Raw genomic sequence first — 21,811 nt, forward strand, 5'->3', positions numbered from 1 at the left:
GATGAATTATGAAAAAGGGAAGTGCGTTAAAAATAATAATCGGAGCATTCTCGCTATGCGCTATCGCTGCCTGTACAAAAAAAACGCCGTCACAGATAATTTATCGCTACGATGATAACCGGTATCTGGAGCTAAAGGGTTTCGATTGCGAAGGGGCGCTTTGGTATCATGATACCAAGAGGAATATACATAAGGAATTAGTAAATGGCGAGTATTCAACGTATCAGATCTTTTCCGGTGTATATATTCACCCATCAGATAAGTATATTCTGATACCGCGATGGGAACCTGGGGCATATAAAATATCTAAAGACTACGGGCAAACGTGGCAGGTAGCATCTTATATGTCTCCCTTCCAGGGGCAGGAGATAAATTCAGATGGGAATATGGTCGACAGACCGGAAGGAAAAGAAATCAAAAGAGTGGTGGTGGTCAATAATCAGGCATTTATTACCACCTCGAAAAATCATTTGTATATGAGTTCATACCCTTTTGACGACCCGCGTTTAAAGCCGGGTGGTCCGGGTATAGATTATCAATACTTTGATGACACGTATTATCTCTACAGGCCAGGCAAGCATAAGTCCAGTGGCGAGTATGTGGACGGTCATACCAGTCCTGAGTTTCCAGGTGCTGCCTGGGGAACGGTGGTGTTTATGAAAGCATCCCTGGCCCATTTAACGGAGGGTTATAAGGCCAACTATCAAAACCTGCCAGACAAAGAACCAGAAGTGGTGGGCTATAAGGGCTGGACCCGGATGTACTGCGATATGGATGCAGGGAAATAATCTGCAATGGGATATGCCCAAACCGCTTAACATTTAAGGATAAATTATGAAACAAGGAAATACGGTAAGAATAATTGTTGGAGTGATTTCACTATGTATTATCTCTGCCTGTACAAAAAAAACACCGTCACAGGTCATTTATCGTTATGATGATAATCGATATCTGGAATTAAAAGGCTATAATTGTGAGGGGGCACTCTGGTATCATGATATTACAAAAAATATCCATAAAGAGTTGATTGATGGTCGCTTTGCTTCCTTCAGAATTTTCTCCGGAACCTATATTCACCCTTCCGATAAATATATACTTATCCCAAACTGGGAGCCAACGGCTTATCTGATATCTAAAGACTACGGGCAAACATGGCATGTAGCAAAGTATATGTCTCCCTTCCAGGGACAGGAGATAAATTCAGATGGGAATATGGTCGACAGACCGGAAGGAAAAGAAATCAAAAGAGTAGTGGTGGTCAATAATCAGGCATTTATTACCACCTCGAAAAATCATTTGTATATGAGTTCATACCCTTTTGACGACCCGCGTTTAAAGCCGGGTGGTCCGGGTATAGATTATCAATACTTCGATGATACGTATTATCTCTACAGGCCTGGCAAACATAAATCCAGTGGTGAGTATGTGAGCGCCCATATGAGGCCTGAATCTCCTGGGCGCGCCTGGGGAACGGTGGTGTTTATGAAAGCATCCTTAGCCCATTTAACGGAGGGCTATAAGGCCAACTATCAAAACCTGCTGGACAAAGAACCAGAAGTGGTGGGCTATAAGGGCTGGACCCGAATGTACTGCGATATGGATGCAGGGAAATAATATGAAAGGTGTAATCAGACTAAATGACCCGCTGGAAAACGGTGGGTATGTGAACAAAGCTTCTGGTAGCAAGTTTATGGGAATTCCGGTGGCTTTAATGGGGGATACTGTTTTTTGTATTGCGCATAAAGGGACCTTTCCCATACTTGATTTTGAACCAACCTGGACAATGGACGGTAGAGGCGTTGTTGTGGATGGGTGTAGGGCTGCATGCGGTTGTGCAATAAAAACCACACTGCCAACGGCGGGGACAAGCAAATGAATAAATGGAAGATACCAAACAAGAATCCGTATCAGGATGTAGGAAAATTTCCGCTGATTACTATGCTGGCCATTAGCTTTGCTATTTTTTTGGTTTTTATAACATACTGTATATTAAACTGGCAGCAGGGAGAAAAAGTAACTGATGAATTGATATCGATTACATTATCAACCCCGTTGATACTAGTATTAGTGATCTGGTGCGTTGTAGGGATGGTTTACTGTTATATAGCTTTTCCATTTTGTTATGCGGGTTTCCTTGAAAAATATGGTATGAACCGATGGCAAAATTGGGCCAGACAGGCGTTACCTCTTTTAGATTACTCATCAATTCTTCCTGTATCAGAGCTGGCACTAAAGATGCAAAAACTAGAGGATGAGGCACCTACAGGCGCCGCAACGCCGTTAAGAATTGCTATTGAAGTTGATTCTATGGATGATGTCAGAGTTGATAAAGTACTAAGGCAGTTGATCGAGCCACTCAAAAACTCTCTTGTTAGACAATATTCACCCTTTAAGACCTGGCTATATGTTAAGGGAGCAGATGACTCTATAGGTAATAGCTTTAAAGCGGTGCTTGAAAGCTTGAGCGTACCCAAAGATAAAATTGGGGAAATAAAAATCCTCCATGAATGCCCTGATTATTATTTAATCAACGACTGGATTGGTTTTAATATGTTTGAAAATAATCTAATTGTTACAGTTGAATTGCACAGCGAAAATGATTCTGATTTTTTTGAAAGTGCAAACGCATTTGTTTTCACCGATGACAGATTACTTGAAAGTAAAGATACACCATTATATTTATTACGCATGATGGACAGCACGCCGTATTATCTCGATGAAATAGTGAATATATATCTCTCTGCTCAGCAAGTGGTAATTGATAAAATTAAAAGATTATGGTTTAGCTCGCTGGATAAACAGTCAAAATTCGTAATGTCTGGCGCAATAGAAAATGCAAAAACGGGCATTCTTCCTTATAGCAGATATGAGTTGGAAACCGTCACCGGGAAAAGCTCTGAGGTTCAGCGCTGGGTCGTATTAGCGTTGGCTGCGGATGCTGCAAAATACGGACAAGGACACCAATTATTCGCCAGTAAATCTGCAGACATTATTCAGTCCGGGATAATCACGGCTAAATATCCAGGGCGTAAACCTGCTCCTGACATAGCAGACTTCTCGAATTATTGGAAAATCATATCCGCATGCTCAATTATTTTATGGTGTACTGGGTATCTCTGTTTAGTGTCAGAGGAAACCTTCAACATTCATCCCTGGTATTCTATTGTTCCTTTTGTGGTTGGTATATTGGTTATTTTTATAGCGGTATTGTTTTTTTCTATATTCGTGAGTAATAAAATTGAGCAGGAAATGGGTATTTACTATTCTTAGTTTTTATGAGGAAAGCGCCCTGACGGGCGCTTATTCTTCAATTTCTTTTACTGTCTTTACCGTAGGGAGAGGTATCAGGCGGCCCAGCACTTATTTCACCGTCCAACCCTTATAACTGCCGACGTTGTTTTTATCGATCATCGTCACTGGGATCAGCACGGGTTCTTTCGGGGCGGGTTTCCCCTGTAATATGTCATAACCGATTTCGACCGCTTTGGCAGCCATCACCTGCGGATCTTGTGCTGGCGTCGCCACAAATAGTGAGTTTTCGCGCTTCAGGGCTTCTTCGCCGTCCGGGCTGCCGTCTACGCCGACAATAAAGAATTCGCTACGTTGCGCCTGCTTTGCCGCCAGATCGGCACCGATCGCCGTGGGATCGTTAATGGCGAATACGCCGTCGATCTTCGGATTCGCCGCCAGCAACGCGGTCATGATCTCCAGCCCGCCTTCGCGACTGCCTTTGGCGTTTTGGTTATATGACAGCACCTTGATGTCAGGGTGGCGTTTAAACTCGGTCTGGCAGCCTTCCACACGGTTCTGGACGGCAGATACCGGTGGCCCGTTGATAATGACCACGTTGCCTTTGCCTTTCAGACGGTCGGTAATATATTTACAGGCCATTTCTCCCGCCTGGGTGTTATCGGAGGTGATGGTGGCGTCTGCGCCTTCCGCCGCCACGTCAACGGCGACCACCACAATCCCGGCGTCTTTCGCGCGTTTTACCGCCGGGCCGATGCCTTTGGAGTCGGCGGCGTTCAGGATAATCATGTCGACTTTGGCGGCAATAAAGTTGTCGATTTGCGACACCTGCTGGCCCAGATCGTAGCCGCTGGAAACCAGCGTCACTTTAACGTTATCACCGGCCAGTTTGCGTGCTTCCAGCTCCGCGCCTTTGGTTATCTGCACGAAGAACGGGTTGGCCAGATCGCCCACCGTAACACCGATGGATTTCAGTTCTTTTGCCTGTACAAACGGAGCGCTAGCAAGCAGTGCGCCAGCACAGAGCGCGGTGACTAAGGGCTTCAATCTCATGCTGTATTCCTCGAAGTAAGATGTTGTTGTTATGCACTTTGATGGTGTCGGGTACGGTATTTGTCGATCAGCACCGCTATGATGATCACCGCCCCTTTGATCACCAATTGCCAGAAATAGGAGACGCCCATCAGCGTCATGCCGTTATTCAGCGTGGCGATAATCAGCGCCCCCACCAGCGTGCCAGTGATGGTGCCGATCCCGCCAACAAAGCTGGTGCCGCCGAGGATCACCGCGGCGATGGCGTCCAGTTCGTAGCCCATGCCTAAGTTGCCGTTGGCGCTGTACAGCCGCGAGGCGCTCATCACCCCGCCAAGACCCGAGAGCAAACCGCTCATGCCGTAGACGAACATCAGCACCAGCCACACTTTAATCCCGGTTAGGCGCGCGGCCTGCATATTGCCGCCAACCGCATAGATATGAACGCCGAGTGTGGTGCGCCTAAGAATGAACCAGCACACCACCACCACCGCCAGCGCAATCACTACCAGCCATGGAACCGGACCAAGATAGTTGTTGCCGATCCACTCAAAGCTGATGTTGGAGTTAATCACCGTCGTGCCGTCGGCCAGCAGGTAGGCCGCACCGCGCAGCGCGGTATAGGTTCCAAGCGTGACGATAAACGGCGGCAGGCCAGCAAAAGCGACCAGCGCCCCGTTAAACAACCCCAGCAGCATGCCGAGCAGCAGCGCAGCAGGGACTGACAGCATGGCAAATTCCGGGATCAGCGAAACCACCATCGCCGCGACTGCGGTAGCGCCGAGAATGGAGCCAACCGAAAGATCAATGCCACCGGTTAAAATAATGAAGGTCATGCCAGCGGCCAGCACGATGTTGATCGACGCCTGGCGGGTAATATTCAGCAGGTTGCTTTCGGTAAAAAAGTTTGGCGCGATAAAGCCAAATACCGCCACAATCAGGATAAGAATCGGCAAGATACCGACCGTTTGCATCAGATCGCTCATCAGCATTTTTTTCGCGGAGGCGGATTTCGCCACCTGCTGGGGAGTGGTTGGATTATTCATGGGACACCGCCTGATGATGGGAGTCGTTCACGCCGGTTGCCAGCGTCATAATATTTTCCTGGGTAATACTTTGTCCGTTCAGCTCGCCGGCAATGCTGCCTTCACGCATCACATACACGCGATCGCTCATCCCGACCACTTCCGGCAGTTCGCTGGAGATCATCAGGATCGCCACGCCTTTGCGCGCCATATCATTCATGATCCGGTAGATCTCGCTTTTGGCACCGACGTCCACACCGCGCGTCGGTTCATCGAGGATCAAAATGCGTGGGCCGATCGCGACCCAGCGCGAAATCAACAGCTTTTGCTGGTTGCCGCCGGATAGCCCGCCCGCACGGACCTGCGCATGCGGGACGCGAATATTGAGCAATTTGATGGCGTCATCAGAAATTGCCTGCGCCTTTTTGCGATCGAGCATGCCCCAGGTGGCGTCGCGCTCCAGCGTCGCCATGGTGATGTTCTCTGCCGCAGCCAGCTCCAGAAAGAGTCCCTGTTCTTTGCGGTTTTCCGTCAGAAAACCGATGCCGTGGTCAATCGCCTCGCGCGGGGAGTGGATCACTACCGGTTCACCGTCCACTTCAATCATGCCGCCGATGGCTTTACGCACGCCAAAAATCAACTGTGCCAGTTCAGAACGCCCGGCGCCGACTAAACCCGCAAGGCCGACAATCTCCCCGGAGCGTACCAGTAAGCTGCACGGCTGGACTTTATTGCCGTCGGTCAGGTGGTGGACGTTGAGGCGCGCTTTACCTAAAGGAATATCGCGCTCTTTGTTGAACAGATCGCTTAACGGACGGCCTACCATCATGCGCACCAGTTCCGAGGCGTTGAGTTTGTCGCGGGTCAGGCTGCCGACGTATTGCCCGTCGCGCAGGACGCTGACGCGATCGGAGAGCTCGTACACTTCCGCCATGCGGTGGCTGATGTAGATAATCGCCATCCCCTCATCGCGCAGGCGCATAATCAGTTCAAACAGGCGGTGGGTTTCACGTGAGGAGAGGGCGGCGGTGGGTTCATCCATCACCAGAATGCGGCTGTTACGGTGCAGGGCGCGAGCGATTTCTACCTGCTGCTGTTCGGCGATGGTCAACGTCATCACGCGATCGCTGGCCTTAAACTGGGCGCCGAGTCGGTCGATGACTTTCTGCGACTGTATCACCATCTCTTTACGCTGGACCAGACCGCCGCGCGACAGTTCGCTGCCAAGAAAGATATTTTCCGCCACCGTCAGGTTTGGCGCGAGCTGCATCTCCTGGTAAATCAGCGTGATGCCTGCGCTAAGCGCATCTTTTGGCCCACGAATGTGGAACGGCTGACCGTCAATCAGGATCTCCCCGCTGGTGGCGGTATAGGCGCCCGCAAGGATCTTCATCAGAGTGCTTTTCCCTGCGCCGTTCTCACCCATCAGGGCATGAATCTCACCGGGCCAAACCGTTAAATCGACCCCTTTTAGCGCATAAAATTTGCCAAACGCTTTGGCAATGTTGCGCATCTCCAGAACCGGTGTCCTGCTCATGGCGGATCTCCTGTGGGGTGGCCGATATCAGCAGTCCATCACAGGAATGTAAATGCAAAATGTCAGAAGCCGTTCATATTTGTCATATTGCGATTTTTCTTCACGGAGCGTGATATGCCGCAACCGGGACGTCACTTTTTCGCCAGTGCGCGTGGACGATTGCTGTTCTTTAATCTGCTGGTGGTGGCGGTCACGCTGATGGTGAGCGGCGTGGCGGTGCTGGGGTTTCAGCATGCCAGCCAGATCCAGGAACAGGTGCAGCAGCAAACCGTTGACGACATGACCGGCAGCATGAACCTGGCCCGCGATACGGCAAACGTGGCGACGGCGGCAGTGCGACTGTCGCAAGTGGTCGGCGCGCTGGAATACAAAGGTGAAGCGGAGCGGCTGCAGGAGATGCAGCGGGCGCTGAAGCAGTCGCTGGAACAATTGGCCACCGCGCCGCTGGCTCAGCAAGAGCCGGTGCTGGTCGAGCGAATTATCCAACGCAGCCAGGAGTTACAAAGCAGCGTGGAAGGTATGTTGCAGCGCGGACAGCAGCGGCACTTTGAACGTAACGCGCTGCTCAGTTCGCTGTATCAGAATCAAAGTTATTTACGTCACCTGCAAAAGCTTATCGGCACGCAGGATGACGTACAGCTGGGACAAATAGACCGCTTAATTGTGGCTGCCATTGAAACCCCCACGCCGCGTTCGGTGATCAAACAACTGGACGAAGTGATGCCCACGCTGCCTCTGCAAACCAGCAATCTTCTGATTACCAACATCCTCAGCGATTTCAACCTGGAGCTGCATAAGCTGGGGCCGCTTTCGTCCGCGCTGGAGCAGAGCGATCTGGCGATCAGCTGGTATATGTTCCACATCAAAGCGCTGGTGGCGATTCTCAACAGCGATATCAACCAGTATGTCTCGCAGGTGGCGACTATCTCCGAACAGCGGGTGGCGCAAAGTCATCAGGAACTGCAATCCGGCGCGTTATTTATTTTGTCATTTGCGCTGCTGGCGGTGGTGATCACCGGTTTTGCCGGGTGGTATATCTACCGCAATCTCGGTTCTAACCTGACGGCTATTTCGCGGGCGATGACCCGGCTGGCGCATGGGGAATCAGACGTCAGCGTCCCGGCCCTGCAACGGCGCGATGAGCTGGGTGAACTGGCGCGCGCCTTTAGCGTCTTTGCCCGCAATACGGCGTCGCTCGAACACACTACCCGGCTGCTGAAAGAAAAAACCACGCAGATGGAAATCGACCGCACCGAGCGTCAGGGGCTGGAGGAAGCGCTATTGCACAGCCAGAAACTGAAGGCAGTGGGGCAACTGACGGGCGGATTAGCCCATGATTTTAATAACCTGTTGGCGGTCATTATTGGCAGCCTGGATTTGGTGGACCCGGATTCTCCCGACGCGCCACGGGTCAATCGGGCGCTGAAAGCCGCCGAGCGCGGGGCGCTGCTGACCCAGCGGCTGCTGGCCTTTTCGCGCAAACAGTCGTTGCATCCGCATGCCGTTGAGCTGAAAACCTTGCTGGAAAATCTCGGCGAACTGATGCGCCATTCGCTCCCCTCCATGCTGACGCTGGAAATTGAGGCCCAGTCTCCGGCCTGGCCCGCCTGGATTGACGTTAGCCAACTGGAAAATGCCATTATCAACCTGGTGATGAACGCCCGTGATGCCATGGACGGGCAGGTGGGTACGATAAAAATCCGTACCTGGAATCAACGGGTCACGCGCAGCGACGGACGTAAGCAGGATATGGTGATGCTGGAGGTTGCCGATCAGGGAAGCGGGATGTCACAGGAGGTGAAAGCTCAGGTCTTCGAGCCGTTTTTCACCACCAAACAGACCGGCAGCGGCAGCGGATTAGGCCTGTCGATGGTCTACGGTTTTGTGCGCCAGTCTGGTGGTCGGGTGGAAATCGAGAGCGCGCCGGGGCAGGGAACCACGGTCCGGTTACAGCTTCCCCGCGCCGTTGTGCCGGTACAGATTCAGGCAGAGCCGATAGCGGAACATGCGGCGAACTGCGGTGAAAAGCTGGTACTGGTGCTCGAAGATGAGGCCGACGTGCGCCAGACGCTGTGTGAGCAGTTGCATCTGCTGGGGTATCTAACGCTGGAAGCCGCCAACGGCGAGCAGGCGCTGCATATGCTGGCGGCTTCATCCGAGATTGATATTTTTATCAGCGACGTAATGCTGCCTGGAGGGTTAAGCGGTGTGGATGTAGTCAACTATGCGCTGAAGCACTACCCTCAGCTAACAATTCTGCTGATTAGCGGTCAGGATTTACGCCCGGCGCATAACCCGGCGCTGCCTGACGTGGCGCTACTGCGTAAACCTTTTACCCGAGGAGAGCTGGCGCAGGCGCTGCGACTCGCACGTAATTGAGATTCCTCCGCTACCCGCGCGAATACGCTTTGATTACCGTGGGGTGAGTTTCTTGATGAGGCGGGTTTTATGCAACGCTCCCTGACATTCTTTCTTTTCAGTCTGCTAATGATTACCACCGTTTCGGCGCAGGCCGATATTATCGATGATGCCATCGGCAATATTCAGCAGGCGATAAACGACGCATACAAACCCGATAACGGGCGGGATTACGACGACGCCCGCGACAATGGTTGGGAACGCCAGATGAGTGACGATCGGCGCAGGCAGTATGATGACCGGCGACGTCAGTTTGAAGACCGGCGTCGCCAACTGGATGACCGTCAGCGCCAGCTTGATCAAGAACGGCGTCAGTTAGAAGACGAAGAACGCAGAATGGAAGAAGATTACGATCGTTAACTGTAACTATCTAAATGTAAGAATATTTTATCCCCTGTAAGGGATATAGCTGTCAGCTCAACATCTCGCCATTTTATGTTAATACATGCACTTGAGTACAGTGCATGTATGCATTGCAATCTCTCTACTCCAGCATAATTTCCATTCCGTCATAACCGGCCTCAAACCCTGTGGGGAGCGGGTTATCCATCATCCACAGGTCGAACTGATGGCTGATATGCGTCAGGATCACCCGTGGACAGCGGATAACGTCGTTCAACGCGATAACGGTATTTAAATCACAGTGATTGCGCGGTGGCTCGCTACGCGGAGCGTGACTGCAATCGATGATAATCACCTGTGGCTGATTGTTATGAAGAAACCTCAGCGTTTTGTCGGGCAGTCCGGCGGTATCAGTGAGCCATGCCACGCGGCTGTGTGCGGTCTCCAGCAGATAGCCAAACGTCAGCTTTGAATGATTGAGCGGCAGCGGCGTTACCTGTAATCCTTGCAGGTCGAACACCTCAAACGGCGCAACGGTATGGCCAAAATCGAGGAGACCGGAATGCTTAAACAGATCGTCGCAACCCTGCTCATCCGGCGGGCCGTATACCGGGATGGTCGCCCCTACGCCCCAGCGCAGCGGAAACAGCCCCTGCACGTGGTCCATATGATAATGAGTGAGCAGAAACTGCTGGAAGCTGCCCGCTGACCAGTCGTCCATCAGATGCGGGATCCCTGCATCCAGCAGCGTCACCGCATTGTTGAATTTGACCACCCCGCTACAAGGGCGTCGACGATATTGCGCCTGTAAGCGTGCTCGTTGGCAGGCCGCGCAGTCACAGCCAAATGCCGGCACCAGCTGCGCGCCGCCCGTTCCCGTCAGCGTAATGGTCAGACTCATGGCTCCCCCTACAACGGTTTGGTGAAGCGAAAATGGCTCATGGTATAGCCTTCGCGCTGATAAAAACGGTGCGCGTCAAGGCGTTGGGTGCTGGTGGAAAGTTCGGTTATTTCCGCGCCCGCTTCGCGTGCGGTGGCTTCGGCCCAGGCCAGTAACTGGCTGCCAACGCTTAGCCCTCGCGCCTGCGGCATCACCACCAGCTCCTGGATCTCGCCAATCCAGTTGGCGTGGTGCAGATGAAACTGCAGGTGCAGGCCGATCAACCCCACGACTTGTCCGTCAAGCAGCGCCAGCTGGTAGTGCATATTGGGATCCTGCAGATTAGCGGCGTAACCAGCGCTAAAAGCCTGCAGGTCGAATTGACCCTGCTTCAACTCACAGACAAGCGCGTAAACTGCATCGGTATCGTAGAGCGTGGCGCGGCGTAATTCACAGACAGACATGTTTCTTCTCCTTGCGTCCCATCAGTGTGAGTAGTGTAGCGACAGACTGTAGCAAACTACCATCGTTGTTCAGGACGTGGCAGTCATACGGCGCATAGCGCGCCGCGCGTTCAAGGCGGGCGGCGATTTCCGTTTCGCTCTCCCGCCCACGTGCCTGCAGGCGCTGGCGGAGAATTGCCGGAGAAACCTGTAAGCAAATGGGGAGTAAAGAAGCGCCATAGCGACTTTGCGCCTGGGGCAGATGCGCACGTGAGCCGTTGACCACCACATCAAACCCGGCGTGCAGCCAGAGGTCTATCTCCACGCCTACGCCGTAGTAGAAGCCGTTGGCATGCCAGCTCAGCGCCAGCAGGTTCTGCCCGGCGCGGGTAAAAAACTCTGGTTCGCTCAGCGCAATATGATTTTCATTTCCTGCGTTGGCGGCGCGGGTGATGTAGCGATGTGCCACCAGCAGTTGTGCAGGTTCCTGTAGGCGGAGTTCCGCCAGCAGACTGTCCTTACCGGAGCCGGACGGCCCCATCAGCCAGATCAGTTTAGCCATAGTCAGAATACCCTTTTGCCCTGACGCCAGACGTGGTCGATATGGATGTTGCCGTCTTTGCGATGCGCCAGCACCAGATCCGCGCGTTTCCCTTCGGCAATAACGCCGCGATCGTCGAGATTTAATGCCCGCGCCGGATTGTGGGTCACCAGACGAATGGCCTGTTGCAGCGTAAAACGGTTGGCCTCATCGTCCGCCACGCGAAACGCCGCATCGAGCAGGCTGGCGGGATAGTAGTCGGAGGAGAGAATATCCAGCAAGCCCAGCTCAGCCAGTTTATGCGCCGCCACGTTGCCGGAGTGAGAACCACCGCGCACGATGTTTGGCGCGCCCATCAGCACGTTCATGCCATGATGGCGCGAGGCCTCTGCAGCAGCAAATGTGGTAGGAAATTCGGCGATCACGCTGCCAAGTTGATGCGATTCCAGCACATGATCGCAGGTTGCGTCGTCATGGCTCGCCAGCGCAATCTGGCGCTCACGACACATCTGGGCAATCGCCGTGCGATTGGGCTGTGACCAACGCGCCGCCAGCGCTAACTGTTCTTCTTCATAGCGGGCCATCTGCTCGTCGGTGAGCGAATATTTGCCCTGATAATACTCGCGGTACTTTTCTCGATTGGCGAACTGGCGCTGGCCCGGCGAATGATCCATCAGTGAAACCAGCGTCACCGGCTCGCGCCCGACCAGTTTTTCAAACAGCGGCAGTGTAGTGTGGTGCGGCAATTCGCAGCGCAGATGCAGGCGGTGTTCGGCGCGATTGACCCCGCGTTTTTGCGTTTCTTCCACGGCGTTGATCATCTTCTCCAGATTTTCCAGCCGATCGCCGCCGTCGCGCACGTCGCCAATCGCCACCGCATCCAGCACGGTAGTAATACCGCTGGCGACCATCAGTGCGTCGTGGCTGCTCATCGCCGAGTGGGCTGGCCAGTCTACCTTCGGGCGCGGGGTGAAAAACTTGTCGAGATTGTCGGTATGCAGCTCGATAAGTCCTGGCAGCAGCCAGCCGCCTTCGCCGTCCAGCGCCTCTGGTAAACGGCTCTGACTCTCAGTAAAGGCGCGGATAATTCCGTCCTCAATTTCCAGCGATCCTTGCACCACGTCATCTTCCAGCACCAGCTTTACATTATTGATAATCATGCTGTTGTTCCCATCAGGTGCAGGCGATCTGCTACGCGATCGCGCACGGTTTGATCGTGAAATATGCCGACAATTGCCGCGCCGCGCGCTTTCGCTTCTTCAATCAATGCGACAACGGCGGCACTGTTTTTGGCGTCCAGCGAGGCTGTAGGCTCATCGAGCAGCAGAATCGGGTAATCGACGATAAACCCGCGGGCGATGTTGACGCGCTGCTGTTCGCCACCGGAAAAGGTCGACGGTGCGAGATGCCACAGCCGTTCTGGTACGTTCAGGCGGGTAAGAAGATTGGCCGCTTTGGCGGTGCACGCCTCACGAGGTACACCCAGATCCAGCAGCGGTTGCATCACCACATCCAGCGCGGAAACCCTTGGGATCACGCGCAGAAACTGGCTTACCCAGCCGATGGTTGAACGGCGAACTTCCAGCACTTTGCGCGCCGGAGCCTGAACCAGATCGACCCATTCATCGCTGTGACGAATGTGGATGTGTCCTTCATCCGGCAGGTAGTTGGCGTACAGCGAGCGCAGCAGCGTGGATTTACCGCTGCCGGAATGACCGTGCAGCACTACGCATTCGCCATTTTTTACTTCCAGCGTGGCGTTTTGTAGCACCGGCAGACGTACGCCGTTTTGCTGATGCAGGACAAAAGTTTTACTGACGTTTTCAACGCGAATCATTTGAGCCTCTTAGTTCTGCAGTACGGACGACACCAGCAACTGGGTGTACGGATGGTGCGGGTCGTCGAGCACGCGGTCGGTTAACCCACTTTCCACCACCTGACCCTGTTTCATCACCAGCAAACGGTCTGCCAGCAGACGCGCCACGCCCAGATCGTGGGTGACAATCACCACCGCCAGATCCAGTTCCACCACCAGGCCGCGCAGCAGGTCCAGCAGCTTGGCTTGTACGGAAACGTCCAGCCCTCCGGTGGGCTCGTCCATAAATACCAGTTTGGGATGGGTGACGAGGTTGCGGGCGATCTGCAGGCGTTGCTGCATGCCACCGGAAAAGGTGGTTGGCAGGTCGTCGATACGCGAGGCGGGGATCTCCACCTCCTCCAGCCAGCGCTGTGCGGTGGCGCGGATGTCGCCATAGTGACGCGCGCCGGTGGCCATCAGGCGCTCGCCGATGTTGCCACCGGCGGAGACCTGACGGCGCAGACCATCCAGCGGATGCTGGTGCACCACGCCCCATTCGGTGCGCAGCAGACGGCGACGATCGGCCTCGTTCATGCCGTACAGCGAGCGGTTCTGATACAAAATCTCACCGCTCTGTGGCGTCAGCCGTGAAGAGATCGATTTCAGCAGTGTGGTTTTGCCCGAGCCGGACTCGCCGACGATACCCAGCACTTCGCCAGGCCACAGGTCAAAAGAGACATCGCTGAAGCCTTTGCCCGGCGCGTAGAGATGAGTCAGGTTGTTGACTGAAAGCAGCGGTTGCGTCATTTGCTGAGGGCCTCGCTCTGTTGGCGGCAGTAGTCAGTGTCGGAGCAGACAAACATGCGTTTGCCGGTGTCATCGAGCACCACTTCATCGAGATAGCTGTGGGTTGAGCCACAAATGGCACAGGGCTCATCCCAGCGCTGTACGGTAAACGGGTGATCGTCGAAATCGAGGCTTTCCACGCGGGTGTAAGGTGGTACGGCATAGATGCGCTTTTCGCGGCCTGCGCCAAACAGTTGCAGGGCCGGCATCATGTCCATCTTCGGGTTGTCGAATTTCGGGATGGGCGACGGGTCCATGACGTAGCGGTCATTGACCTTCACCGGATAGGCGTAAGTGGTGGCGATATGACCGAAGCGGGCAATATCTTCATACAGTTTCACCTGCATGATGCCGTACTCTTCCAACGCGTGCATGGTGCGGGTTTCCGTTTCGCGCGGTTCGATAAAGCGCAGCGGTTCGGGGATCGGTACCTGGAAGATAATGATTTGATCTTCCACCAGCGGCGTTTCCGGGATGCGATGGCGGGTCTGGATCAGCGTCGCGTCTTCCGTACGCTCGGTGGTATTGACCCCGGTTACGCGTTTGAAGAAGTTGCGAATCGACACGGCGTTGGTGGTGTCATCCGCGCCCTGGTCAATCACCTTCAGCACGTCTGGTTCGCCAATCACGCTGGCTGTGAGCTGAATACCGCCCGTTCCCCAGCCGTAAGGCATCGGCATTTCGCGACCGCCGAACGGTACCTGGTAACCGGGGATCGCCACCGCTTTCAGAATTGCACGGCGGATCATGCGCTTGGTCTGCTCATCAAGATACGCAAAGTTATAGCCGGAGAGGTTAGTGGTCACGGGTAGACTCCTGTTGCAGGCGTTTGAGCAGTTCCAGCTCAGCCTGGAAATCGACGTAATGGGGAAGTTTGAGGTGCGATACAAAACCCGCCGCCTCGACGTTATCCGCATGCGCCAGCACGAACTCTTCGTCCTGCGCCGGTCCCGTGACCGTCTCATCGTAATCGGCTGCCTGTAGAGCGCGGTCCACCAACGCCATCGCCATCGCTTTGCGCTCGCTCATGCCGAACACCAGTCCGTAGCCGCGGGTAAAATGGGGGGAATCGTTTTCCGGCGCGACAAAACCGTTGACCATTTCGCATTCAGTCATCAGCAATTCGCCGACGTTCACCGCAAATCCCAGCTCTTCCGGGACGGTTTCCAGTGCCACATAGCCGCTGCGGATTTCGGCGGCAAACGGATGATTGCGCCCGTAGCCGCGCTGGGTGGAGTAGGCCAGCGCCAACAGATATCCCTCGTCGCCACGCATCAACTGCTGCAGGCGTGAAGCGCGTGAACAGGGGTAAACCGGCGGCGTGCGGGTGATGTCATCGGGTTGAGCGCCGTCGTCCTCTTCGCGCTTTGCCAGCCCCTGATTCGCCAGCAGGGAAAAAACGTGCGGGGAGGCATCTTGTTTGCTATCAGCGGTGCGCAGTGGCGGCGTTTCGCCATTGGCCAGCAGGGTAAAATCCAGCAGACGATGGGTGTAGTCGTAGGTTGGACCCAACAGTTGCCCGCCGGGAATATCCTTGTAGATGGCGGAAATACGTCGTTCGAGGTGCATCTCGGCGCTGTTTACCGGCTCGCTCACCGCCACTTTTGCCAGCGTAGTGCGGTAGGCGCGTAGCAAAAAGATAGCTTCTACGCTATCGCCGCTGGCCTGTTTGAGCGCCAGTGCCGCCAGTTCACGATCGGCGATGCCGCCTTCGGTCATTACCCGGTCGACGGCCAGGTTCATCTGCTGTTCGATTTGCGCCACGCTCAGTTCAGCAATGGTCTCATCGCCCCGGCGTCGGTTTTCTTGCAGGGCGTGGGCGTTGGCTATCGCCTTCTCGCCCCCTTTGACGGCGACGTACATCAGCACACCTCCACATGGGTGGTTCGCGGAATAGCCAGCAGGCGCTCGCCGCAAGTGAGGATCAGATCGACTCCCAGCGGGAACGGGTGCGGACGCTCGGTGAGTTCGTGAATCAGGCATTCCGGCAGTTGCGGCGCGATCATGCGCTCTTCAGCGATACCGGCCCCGGTCAGACGCAGCATGCGTCCGCCGCTTAAGCCAGAGATTTGCACAATCAGCGTGGCGCTGGTTTCTGGCGCGACGGCGGAACCGGCAGAGAGGGCGTTTAGCTGTTCGCTGCTAATGTGTCCGTCGGCGACGGCAAAGGCTGCCAGTTGCGGCTGATCCACCAGCGGCGCGTTGGTGTGAAAACGCAGGTTCTGTCGGGCGATATCGTTATCCATCGACGGTGCCAACCAGACCGGCGTGTCGCCGTCAACCAGGGTCAGCAGCACGCTGGTGGTTGCCAGGCCCAGCGGCTGCCAGCCGTGTTTCAGTTGATGCAGGGCGACGATGACGCCCGGTTCGCTCATGGCTTTCAGCAGGCGACGAAAGCTCTGCTGAGCATCCTGAACGGGTAAATTAAATGCGGTCTGTAAGGTCATGCGTTATCTCCGCGTACCAGCGTGAAGAAGTCGACCCGGCTGGCGTTGACTTCGGCACGGCGTGCGCTAATCAGCGCCTCGCGTTCCGCTTCCAGCGGGGCAATTAAGGTTTCCATTAGGTTCTGGAAATGCGTTTGCTCCTGCAGCAGTGCGTCAATGACTGCGCACTGCTCGGCATGGCGTTTGTTGCGTCCCAGCAGGTAGCCGTAACCCAGCGTGCCGCTTTTCAGGCGTATTACTGCACGGGTAATCGTGGTGTCACCGGCAAAGAAGCGGTTGCCGGTGCCGCCCATGCGGGCCTGGATCTGCATCAATCCGCATTCAGGTGCGCGGATGAGTTCATAGTCCGGCGTCAGTTTGAGCGCGTTGATGCGGGCGTTCAGGGCATCGGCATTGCTGTAAGCCAGCGCGCGCATCCAACGCTGGCGGGTGGCGGTATCGAAATGCATTCAGTGCTCCATAGTGAATTCGATCATGTCGGCGCGGGTCAGGCTGACGGAATATTCCGCCGCGTGTTCTTCGCCTTCACGGTGGTTCAGGGTGCGCACGCACAGCAGCGGCGCCATATTGGGGATTTCCAGTACCTTGCTCTCTTTGGCCTGTGCGCGGCGGGCGCTGATGCGCGTCTGCGTCCGTAGCAGCGTCAGACCGGACCGTGCGTGCAGGTAGTCGTGCAGTGAGCCGCTGTTGAAGTCCTGCAGCAGCGGCCACAGCGTGAGGTCGGAAAAATAGTGGTCGATCTGGCACAGCGCGATGCCGTTTACCCGGCGCAGAGTGCGCAAATGAATCACGTTATCGCCCTCGTTAATGCTGAGCGCGTCGGCAATGTGGCCGGAGGCCGGGCGCAGTACCGCCAGCAGTTTTTCGCTGGTGGGATGACTGCCCTGGTCCAGCAGGTTCTGGCTAAAGCGCGCCTGAGCATTGAGCGGGTAATCGAATGGGCGCATCAGCACCAGTACGCCGACGCCCTGGCGACGTTGAACCCAACCGCGATCAACCAGCTGGTCAATGGCGCGGCGCAGGGTGTGGCGGTTAACATCAAAACGCGCGGCAAGCTGATGCTCGGCGGGCAGATAGTCGCCGCAGCGGTAATGTTGACGTAGCTCCTGCTCAAGTCTCGCGGCAATTTCCTGATAACGCGTTGGATAACTGGTCGGATGTGTAGACAAGTGCATAGCAATCAATGCCTCGTTAATCAGATAAAGTGCTTACGCAAACGCTGGGAAAGGAAATCCAACAGGCTGACAGTGACGATGATTAACACCATCAGGGCGCAGGTTTGCTGGAACTGAAAGCCGCGAATCGCCTCCCATAAGGTCACGCCAATACCACCTGCGCCCACCATGCCGACTACCGTGGCCGAGCGAACATTGGATTCAAAGCGATACAACGAGTAGGAGATCAGTAGCGGCATGACCTGTGGCAGAACGCCGTACAGAATCTCTTCAATTTTGTTGGCTCCGGTGGCGCGAATACCTTCTACCGGACCCGGCTCAATGGCTTCTACCGCTTCGGAAAGCAGCTTGGAGAGTACCCCTGTGGTGTGGATAAACAGCGCCATCACCCCGGCGAATGGCCCTAACCCGACGGCGACCACGAACAGCATGGCGAAGACCATTTCATTGATGGCGCGGCAGGCGTCCATCAGGCGACGCATCGGCTGGTAAATCCACCACGGCACGAGATTGTCGGCGCACATCAGGCCGAAGGGAATCGACAGCACCACGGCGAGGGCGGTCCCCCAAACGGCGATTTGCAGAGTGACGGCCATTTCACCGAGATAGTCCTGCCACTGGCTGAAATCTGGCGGGAAGAAGTCGGCGGCGAAGGTCGCCATATTGCCGGAATCCTCGATCAGCGTGAGCGGGGCCATTTCGGCACCTTTCCACGAGACCACCAGTACGGCGAGAAGAATGGCCCAGCTCAGTAGTGAGAACCAGCTACGTTTGGGCGGGGCAACGGTGATGGTTTGCATGTTTGACTCCGTTGGAACGTGTATTTGCGTGGCAGGCCGGATAAGCGCAGCGTCATCCGGCCCACAAATCACTGCACCGCTTTGCTGACGCTGGTCATGGCTCCCAGGGCTGCGGTCAGACGGTCCAGGTCGTCGAGCTGCGCTTTCAGCGCCGAGGTTTTGCTGGTTTTCTCTTCCTCGTTCAGCCCTTTGTTGTCCTTCACGCTCTGCATCTCTTTAAACAGCGCCAGTTGGCGAATCGGCACCAGCTGTAAGTCGCTGGAGGCACGGAACGGCGCCCATCCCAGGCGTTCCAGTACGGTTTTCTGTTCCGGCGTTTTGCCGTAATTCATAAAGAAGTCGTACACCTTGTCCTTGGTGTTTTCGGAGAGATTTTTACGCCAGACGATCGGATCGCCCGGAATCAGCGGTGACTTCCAGATAACTTTCAATTCTTTTAGTTTGTCCGGCGCGGACGTTTTCAGCTTGTCGAGGTTTTCGGTGTTGTTGGTGGCGACATCGACCTGTTTGTTGGCGACGGCCAGAGCGTTGGTTTCGTGCCCGGCGTTAACGGTGCGTTTGAAGTCGCTGGCGGAGATGTTGTTTTTGGCGAAGACGTAATAACCGGGAACGAGGAAGCCTGATGTCGAGTTTGGATCGCCGTTGCCGAAGGTCAGATCCTTACGTTTGGCGATCAGATCGTTCAGGTTATTGATCGGACTGTCTTTGTTAACGATCAACACGCTCCAGTAACCCGGGGATCCGTCGGCGGCGACGGTCTGGGCAAACACTTGCCCGTTAGCGCGATCCACCGCTTCCATTGCCGAGAGATTGCCGTACCAGGCGATATCCACTTTGTTAAAGCGCATGCCCTGGATGATCCCGGCGTAGTCTGGCGCGAAGAAGGCGTTTACCTTCACGCCCAGCGATTTTTCCATGTCCTTCAGGAACGGTTCCCACTGTGGCTTCAGGTTTTGCTGTGATTCGGTCGAAATAATGCCAAAGTTCAGCGCTTTCTCTTGCTCCTCGGCAAATGCTGGACTGAGCAGAGTACTGACGCTGAACATGCCGGTGAATGCCAGCGCGGCAACAGCCTTGTAATTCATGTTTATTCCTCAGTTCGGACAAAGTTAAGCAGCCTGCGCGTTCTGTTCGACGCGGTTCATGCTGCGGTAAAGATGGTCAAAACGATCGTTATCAAAATGCTGGCTGCTGCCATCAAAGAAGACGTTGCCCTGGCGCAGCGCGACAATGCGTTCGCAGTAGCGCAGGGCGTAATCCACCTGATGCAGCGTGACGACCACGGTGATGCCGTCGGTCTGGTTGATGTCGCGCAGGGTGTCCATCACGATGCGTGCGGATTCTGGATCCAGCGAGGCAATAGGCTCGTCAGCAAGGATTACTTTTGCCTGCTGCATTAACGCGCGGGCAATCGCGACGCGCTGCTGTTGCCCGCCCGAAAGCGTGGAAACGCGTTGGTAGGCAAAGTGCGCCATGCCAACGCGGGTTAACGCTTGTAATGCGCGCTGTTTCTGCTCAGCGGTAAACCAGCTAAAACAGGTGCGCCAGAACGGCGTGCTGCCGAGCGCGCCAATCAGAACGTTCTCTAGCACCGTCAGGCGATTCACCAAATTGAACTGCTGGAAGATGTAGCCGGTGTGGGCGCGACTTTTGCGGATATCGCGCGCCAGGCGGCCTTCATGTTGAACGGTGCGACCCAAAAGTTCGACGTGGCTACCGGGTGATTTATCACCGACGATCAAGCCGCTTAAATGACGTAAAAGGGTGGATTTGCCGGAGCCAGACGGCCCAAGCAGAGCCACCATCTCACCGGAACAGATGTTCAGATCAACCGCATTAAGCGCCTGATGTTGATTGAAGGATTTGGAGAGTTTTTCGACGCGAATAATCGTTTGCATGTTGCGGCCTCCCTAAAAAAGTGGCCCCATCGTGGCGGATCAATGTGACGTTTTCGTTAAGGGATGGTTACTTGGCGATGAAGAGTTGAGCGATATTTGATGACAGTACGGGAGGGTTGGCCTCCCGTTTGATTACTCGGATAGCGGCTGCTGTTTGACGACGTTGATCATCCACGGGACACCATACTGGTCACTCACTTTACCGAAACCGTGGGCCCAGAAGGTTTCCTGCCAGTCCATTTCGATTTTTCCGTTTGCTGCCAGGTTATCAAACCAGCGTTTACCTTCGTCGACGTTTTGCGTGTCGAGCACTAGCGTAAAGCCGGAGTAGTGGGCATTTCCGTCAGGGGCGCTATCGCTCATCATGATGTCGCTGCCCGCAACGCGCAGGTTGGCGTGGGCAATGGCGGTATCAGGGAATTTCATAGCGGAAGGGCAGCCTTCTTCACTGTCCTGCGCCGATTTTGGCATTTCACTGAAGTTGATTTTGTAGAGCAGCTCAGCGCCTAACGTTTTTTGATAGAAAGCGATAGCGTCGGCGCAGTTGCCTGCAAAGGAGATATAGGGACTTAACGGCATAATCTTTACCTCAGGTAAAAGAAACCAGTTAAGTGTAGTTATCGTCTGCATAAACAAACCAGGCGGGAAGTATGAGCTTCCCGCCTGGTTGATGAGCTGGTGTAGGCCTGACGAGCGTAGCGCCATCAGGTAATTTGCATCAGTTCTTTTTCACAAACTCAGATTTTAGCTTCATTGGACCAAAGCCATCGATTTTGCAATCGATGTTGTGGTCGCCTTCAACCAGACGAATGTTTTTTACTTTGGTCCCGATCTTCAGCATGGAAGAGCTACCTTTTACCTTCAGGTCTTTCACGACGGTAACGCTGTCGCCGTCGGCCAGCAGGTTGCCGTTGGCATCTTTAACGATCAGTTCGTCGCTGTCGTGAGCCGGTTCAGCATCGTTCCATTCGTGAGCGCATTCCGGGCAGATGAACATGCCGTTATCTTCGTAAGTGTATTCGGAGTTGCATTGTGGGCAGTGTGGTAATGACATGTGGATTTCCTCAAAAGTCAGCAGGGGCAAATGCGCCCAAAAAATGGCAGATTGCCGAAAAAGGCCGCAATTATACATAAAATCCCTGCTTTTGTCGGGACTACTGCGCAATTAAGCAAAATGATCTGCTGTAAAGACCCCTTGCATTAACCTCAATGAAAGTATGGCGGAATATTTTTTAAGGGAAATTGCTACGCCAGGTTATTTAAGATAAGGTGAGGCGAAATATCTGATATTCATAGGTAACATCGCCTGGGGATGTCTAAGTCATTGTGATTAAATATCTCATACCCCCTTAATTTTAGTAGGGGGATTAAGCTGGCATT

25 protein-coding genes are annotated in these 21,811 nt (G+C 54.5%); 6 read left to right on the forward strand and 19 right to left on the reverse strand.

Features of this window, described 5'->3' with window-relative positions:
* Positions 1–8: 8 nt before the first annotated feature.
* From OGY15_RS23335 to OGY15_RS23350, 4 genes are read left to right on the forward strand one after another with little or no spacing between them, the layout of a single operon-like run.
* Positions 9–788: a T6SS immunity protein Tli3 family protein gene (locus OGY15_RS23335; RefSeq protein ID WP_286541307.1), complete on the forward strand. Its 780-nt coding sequence runs from the start codon at positions 9–11 to the stop codon at positions 786–788.
* Between the two features lie 46 nt (positions 789–834).
* On the forward strand, positions 835–1,614 hold the full coding sequence (locus tag OGY15_RS23340; RefSeq protein WP_286541308.1) for a T6SS immunity protein Tli3 family protein: 780 nt from the start codon (positions 835–837) through the stop codon (positions 1,612–1,614).
* A 1-nt stretch (position 1,615) separates the two neighbouring features.
* Complete coding sequence (locus OGY15_RS23345) at positions 1,616–1,876, forward strand: PAAR domain-containing protein (RefSeq protein ID WP_040234038.1); 261 nt, start codon at positions 1,616–1,618, stop codon at positions 1,874–1,876.
* Entirely contained in the window at positions 1,873–3,270 is a 1,398-nt protein-coding gene (locus OGY15_RS23350; RefSeq protein ID WP_286541311.1) for a KPHS_23130 family T6SS system protein, read from the forward strand. Before OGY15_RS23345 ends, OGY15_RS23350 begins: the two co-directional genes overlap by 4 nt.
* Positions 3,271–3,360: 90 nt before the next feature.
* Here the strand turns inward: OGY15_RS23350 and OGY15_RS23355 are convergent, their stop codons facing one another.
* From OGY15_RS23355 to OGY15_RS23365, 3 genes are read right to left on the reverse strand one after another with little or no spacing between them, the layout of a single operon-like run.
* Positions 3,361–4,302 (reverse strand): ABC transporter substrate-binding protein, encoded by a 942-nt coding sequence (locus OGY15_RS23355; RefSeq protein ID WP_048213896.1) that lies wholly within the window; start codon positions 4,300–4,302, stop codon positions 3,361–3,363.
* Positions 4,303–4,331: 29 nt separating this feature from the next.
* Positions 4,332–5,327: an ABC transporter permease subunit gene (locus tag OGY15_RS23360; protein ID WP_286541314.1), complete on the reverse strand. Its 996-nt coding sequence runs from the start codon at positions 5,325–5,327 to the stop codon at positions 4,332–4,334.
* Positions 5,320–6,843, reverse strand: coding sequence for a sugar ABC transporter ATP-binding protein (locus OGY15_RS23365; protein WP_151218040.1), 1,524 nt, complete (start codon positions 6,841–6,843; stop codon positions 5,320–5,322). The genes OGY15_RS23360 and OGY15_RS23365 overlap by 8 nt, the downstream gene beginning before the upstream one ends.
* 114 nt (positions 6,844–6,957) lie before the next feature.
* Here OGY15_RS23365 and OGY15_RS23370 point away from each other — a divergent pair, with 114 nt between their 5' ends.
* Both OGY15_RS23370 and yjdP read left to right on the forward strand, forming a co-directional pair.
* Positions 6,958–9,222, forward strand: coding sequence for a hybrid sensor histidine kinase/response regulator (locus OGY15_RS23370; RefSeq protein ID WP_151218039.1), 2,265 nt, complete (start codon positions 6,958–6,960; stop codon positions 9,220–9,222).
* Positions 9,223–9,291: 69 nt separating this feature from the next.
* Positions 9,292–9,621: a DDRRRQL repeat protein YjdP gene (gene yjdP / locus OGY15_RS23375; RefSeq protein WP_151218038.1), complete on the forward strand. Its 330-nt coding sequence runs from the start codon at positions 9,292–9,294 to the stop codon at positions 9,619–9,621.
* Positions 9,622–9,745: 124 nt separating this feature from the next.
* Here yjdP and phnP read toward each other — a convergent pair whose 3' ends face one another.
* From phnP to OGY15_RS23455, 16 genes are all read right to left on the reverse strand, one after another.
* The gene (phnP, locus tag OGY15_RS23380) at positions 9,746–10,504 is read right to left on the reverse strand and encodes a phosphonate metabolism protein PhnP (protein ID WP_151218037.1); all 759 of its coding nucleotides are present in this window, start codon (positions 10,502–10,504) and stop codon (positions 9,746–9,748) included.
* An 8-nt stretch (positions 10,505–10,512) separates the two neighbouring features.
* A complete protein-coding gene (gene phnO, locus OGY15_RS23385) occupies positions 10,513–10,947 on the reverse strand; it encodes an aminoalkylphosphonate N-acetyltransferase (RefSeq protein WP_151218036.1) in 435 nt (144 codons plus the stop codon).
* Positions 10,934–11,488 carry a ribose 1,5-bisphosphokinase gene (phnN, locus tag OGY15_RS23390; RefSeq protein WP_151218035.1) on the reverse strand — a complete coding sequence of 185 codons (555 nt, stop codon included), beginning with the start codon at positions 11,486–11,488 and terminating at the stop codon, positions 10,934–10,936. Before phnN ends, phnO begins: the two co-directional genes overlap by 14 nt.
* A 2-nt stretch (positions 11,489–11,490) precedes the next feature.
* The gene (gene phnM, locus OGY15_RS23395; RefSeq protein ID WP_151218034.1) at positions 11,491–12,627 is read right to left on the reverse strand and encodes an alpha-D-ribose 1-methylphosphonate 5-triphosphate diphosphatase; all 1,137 of its coding nucleotides are present in this window, start codon (positions 12,625–12,627) and stop codon (positions 11,491–11,493) included.
* Positions 12,624–13,304 (reverse strand): phosphonate C-P lyase system protein PhnL, encoded by a 681-nt coding sequence (gene phnL, locus OGY15_RS23400; protein ID WP_286541323.1) that lies wholly within the window; start codon positions 13,302–13,304, stop codon positions 12,624–12,626. The genes phnM and phnL overlap by 4 nt, the downstream gene beginning before the upstream one ends.
* 9 nt (positions 13,305–13,313) lie before the next feature.
* Positions 13,314–14,072 (reverse strand): phosphonate C-P lyase system protein PhnK, encoded by a 759-nt coding sequence (gene phnK / locus OGY15_RS23405; protein ID WP_003844769.1) that lies wholly within the window; start codon positions 14,070–14,072, stop codon positions 13,314–13,316.
* Positions 14,069–14,860 carry an alpha-D-ribose 1-methylphosphonate 5-phosphate C-P-lyase PhnJ gene (gene phnJ / locus OGY15_RS23410; protein WP_247605068.1) on the reverse strand — a complete coding sequence of 264 codons (792 nt, stop codon included), beginning with the start codon at positions 14,858–14,860 and terminating at the stop codon, positions 14,069–14,071. The genes phnK and phnJ overlap by 4 nt, the downstream gene beginning before the upstream one ends.
* A 46-nt stretch (positions 14,861–14,906) precedes the next feature.
* The gene (locus tag OGY15_RS23415) at positions 14,907–15,974 is read right to left on the reverse strand and encodes a carbon-phosphorus lyase complex subunit (RefSeq protein WP_187253963.1); all 1,068 of its coding nucleotides are present in this window, start codon (positions 15,972–15,974) and stop codon (positions 14,907–14,909) included.
* A complete protein-coding gene (gene phnH, locus OGY15_RS23420; RefSeq protein WP_151224624.1) occupies positions 15,974–16,558 on the reverse strand; it encodes a phosphonate C-P lyase system protein PhnH in 585 nt (194 codons plus the stop codon). The genes OGY15_RS23415 and phnH overlap by 1 nt, the downstream gene beginning before the upstream one ends.
* Positions 16,555–17,007: a phosphonate C-P lyase system protein PhnG gene (gene phnG, locus OGY15_RS23425; protein WP_151218029.1), complete on the reverse strand. Its 453-nt coding sequence runs from the start codon at positions 17,005–17,007 to the stop codon at positions 16,555–16,557. The genes phnH and phnG overlap by 4 nt, the downstream gene beginning before the upstream one ends.
* Complete coding sequence (gene phnF / locus OGY15_RS23430; RefSeq protein WP_151218028.1) at positions 17,008–17,733, reverse strand: phosphonate metabolism transcriptional regulator PhnF; 726 nt, start codon at positions 17,731–17,733, stop codon at positions 17,008–17,010. It abuts the gene before it with no gap.
* Between the two features lie 20 nt (positions 17,734–17,753).
* The gene (phnE, locus tag OGY15_RS23435; RefSeq protein WP_003841119.1) at positions 17,754–18,533 is read right to left on the reverse strand and encodes a phosphonate ABC transporter, permease protein PhnE; all 780 of its coding nucleotides are present in this window, start codon (positions 18,531–18,533) and stop codon (positions 17,754–17,756) included.
* Between the two features lie 68 nt (positions 18,534–18,601).
* On the reverse strand, positions 18,602–19,618 hold the full coding sequence (gene phnD, locus OGY15_RS23440) for a phosphonate ABC transporter substrate-binding protein (RefSeq protein WP_187253962.1): 1,017 nt from the start codon (positions 19,616–19,618) through the stop codon (positions 18,602–18,604).
* A 24-nt stretch (positions 19,619–19,642) separates the two neighbouring features.
* Complete coding sequence (gene phnC, locus OGY15_RS23445) at positions 19,643–20,431, reverse strand: phosphonate ABC transporter ATP-binding protein (protein ID WP_151218026.1); 789 nt, start codon at positions 20,429–20,431, stop codon at positions 19,643–19,645.
* A 132-nt stretch (positions 20,432–20,563) separates the two neighbouring features.
* Positions 20,564–21,010 carry a VOC family metalloprotein YjdN gene (gene yjdN / locus OGY15_RS23450; RefSeq protein WP_151218025.1) on the reverse strand — a complete coding sequence of 149 codons (447 nt, stop codon included), beginning with the start codon at positions 21,008–21,010 and terminating at the stop codon, positions 20,564–20,566.
* Between the two features lie 139 nt (positions 21,011–21,149).
* Positions 21,150–21,485, reverse strand: a complete 336-nt coding sequence (locus tag OGY15_RS23455; RefSeq protein ID WP_096758651.1) for a zinc ribbon domain-containing protein YjdM — start codon at positions 21,483–21,485, stop codon at positions 21,150–21,152.
* Positions 21,486–21,811 lie beyond the last annotated feature (326 nt).

The organism is Citrobacter sp. Cu231, assembly GCF_030332265.1.
Lineage (GTDB): Bacteria > Pseudomonadota > Gammaproteobacteria > Enterobacterales > Enterobacteriaceae > Citrobacter > Citrobacter meridianamericanus.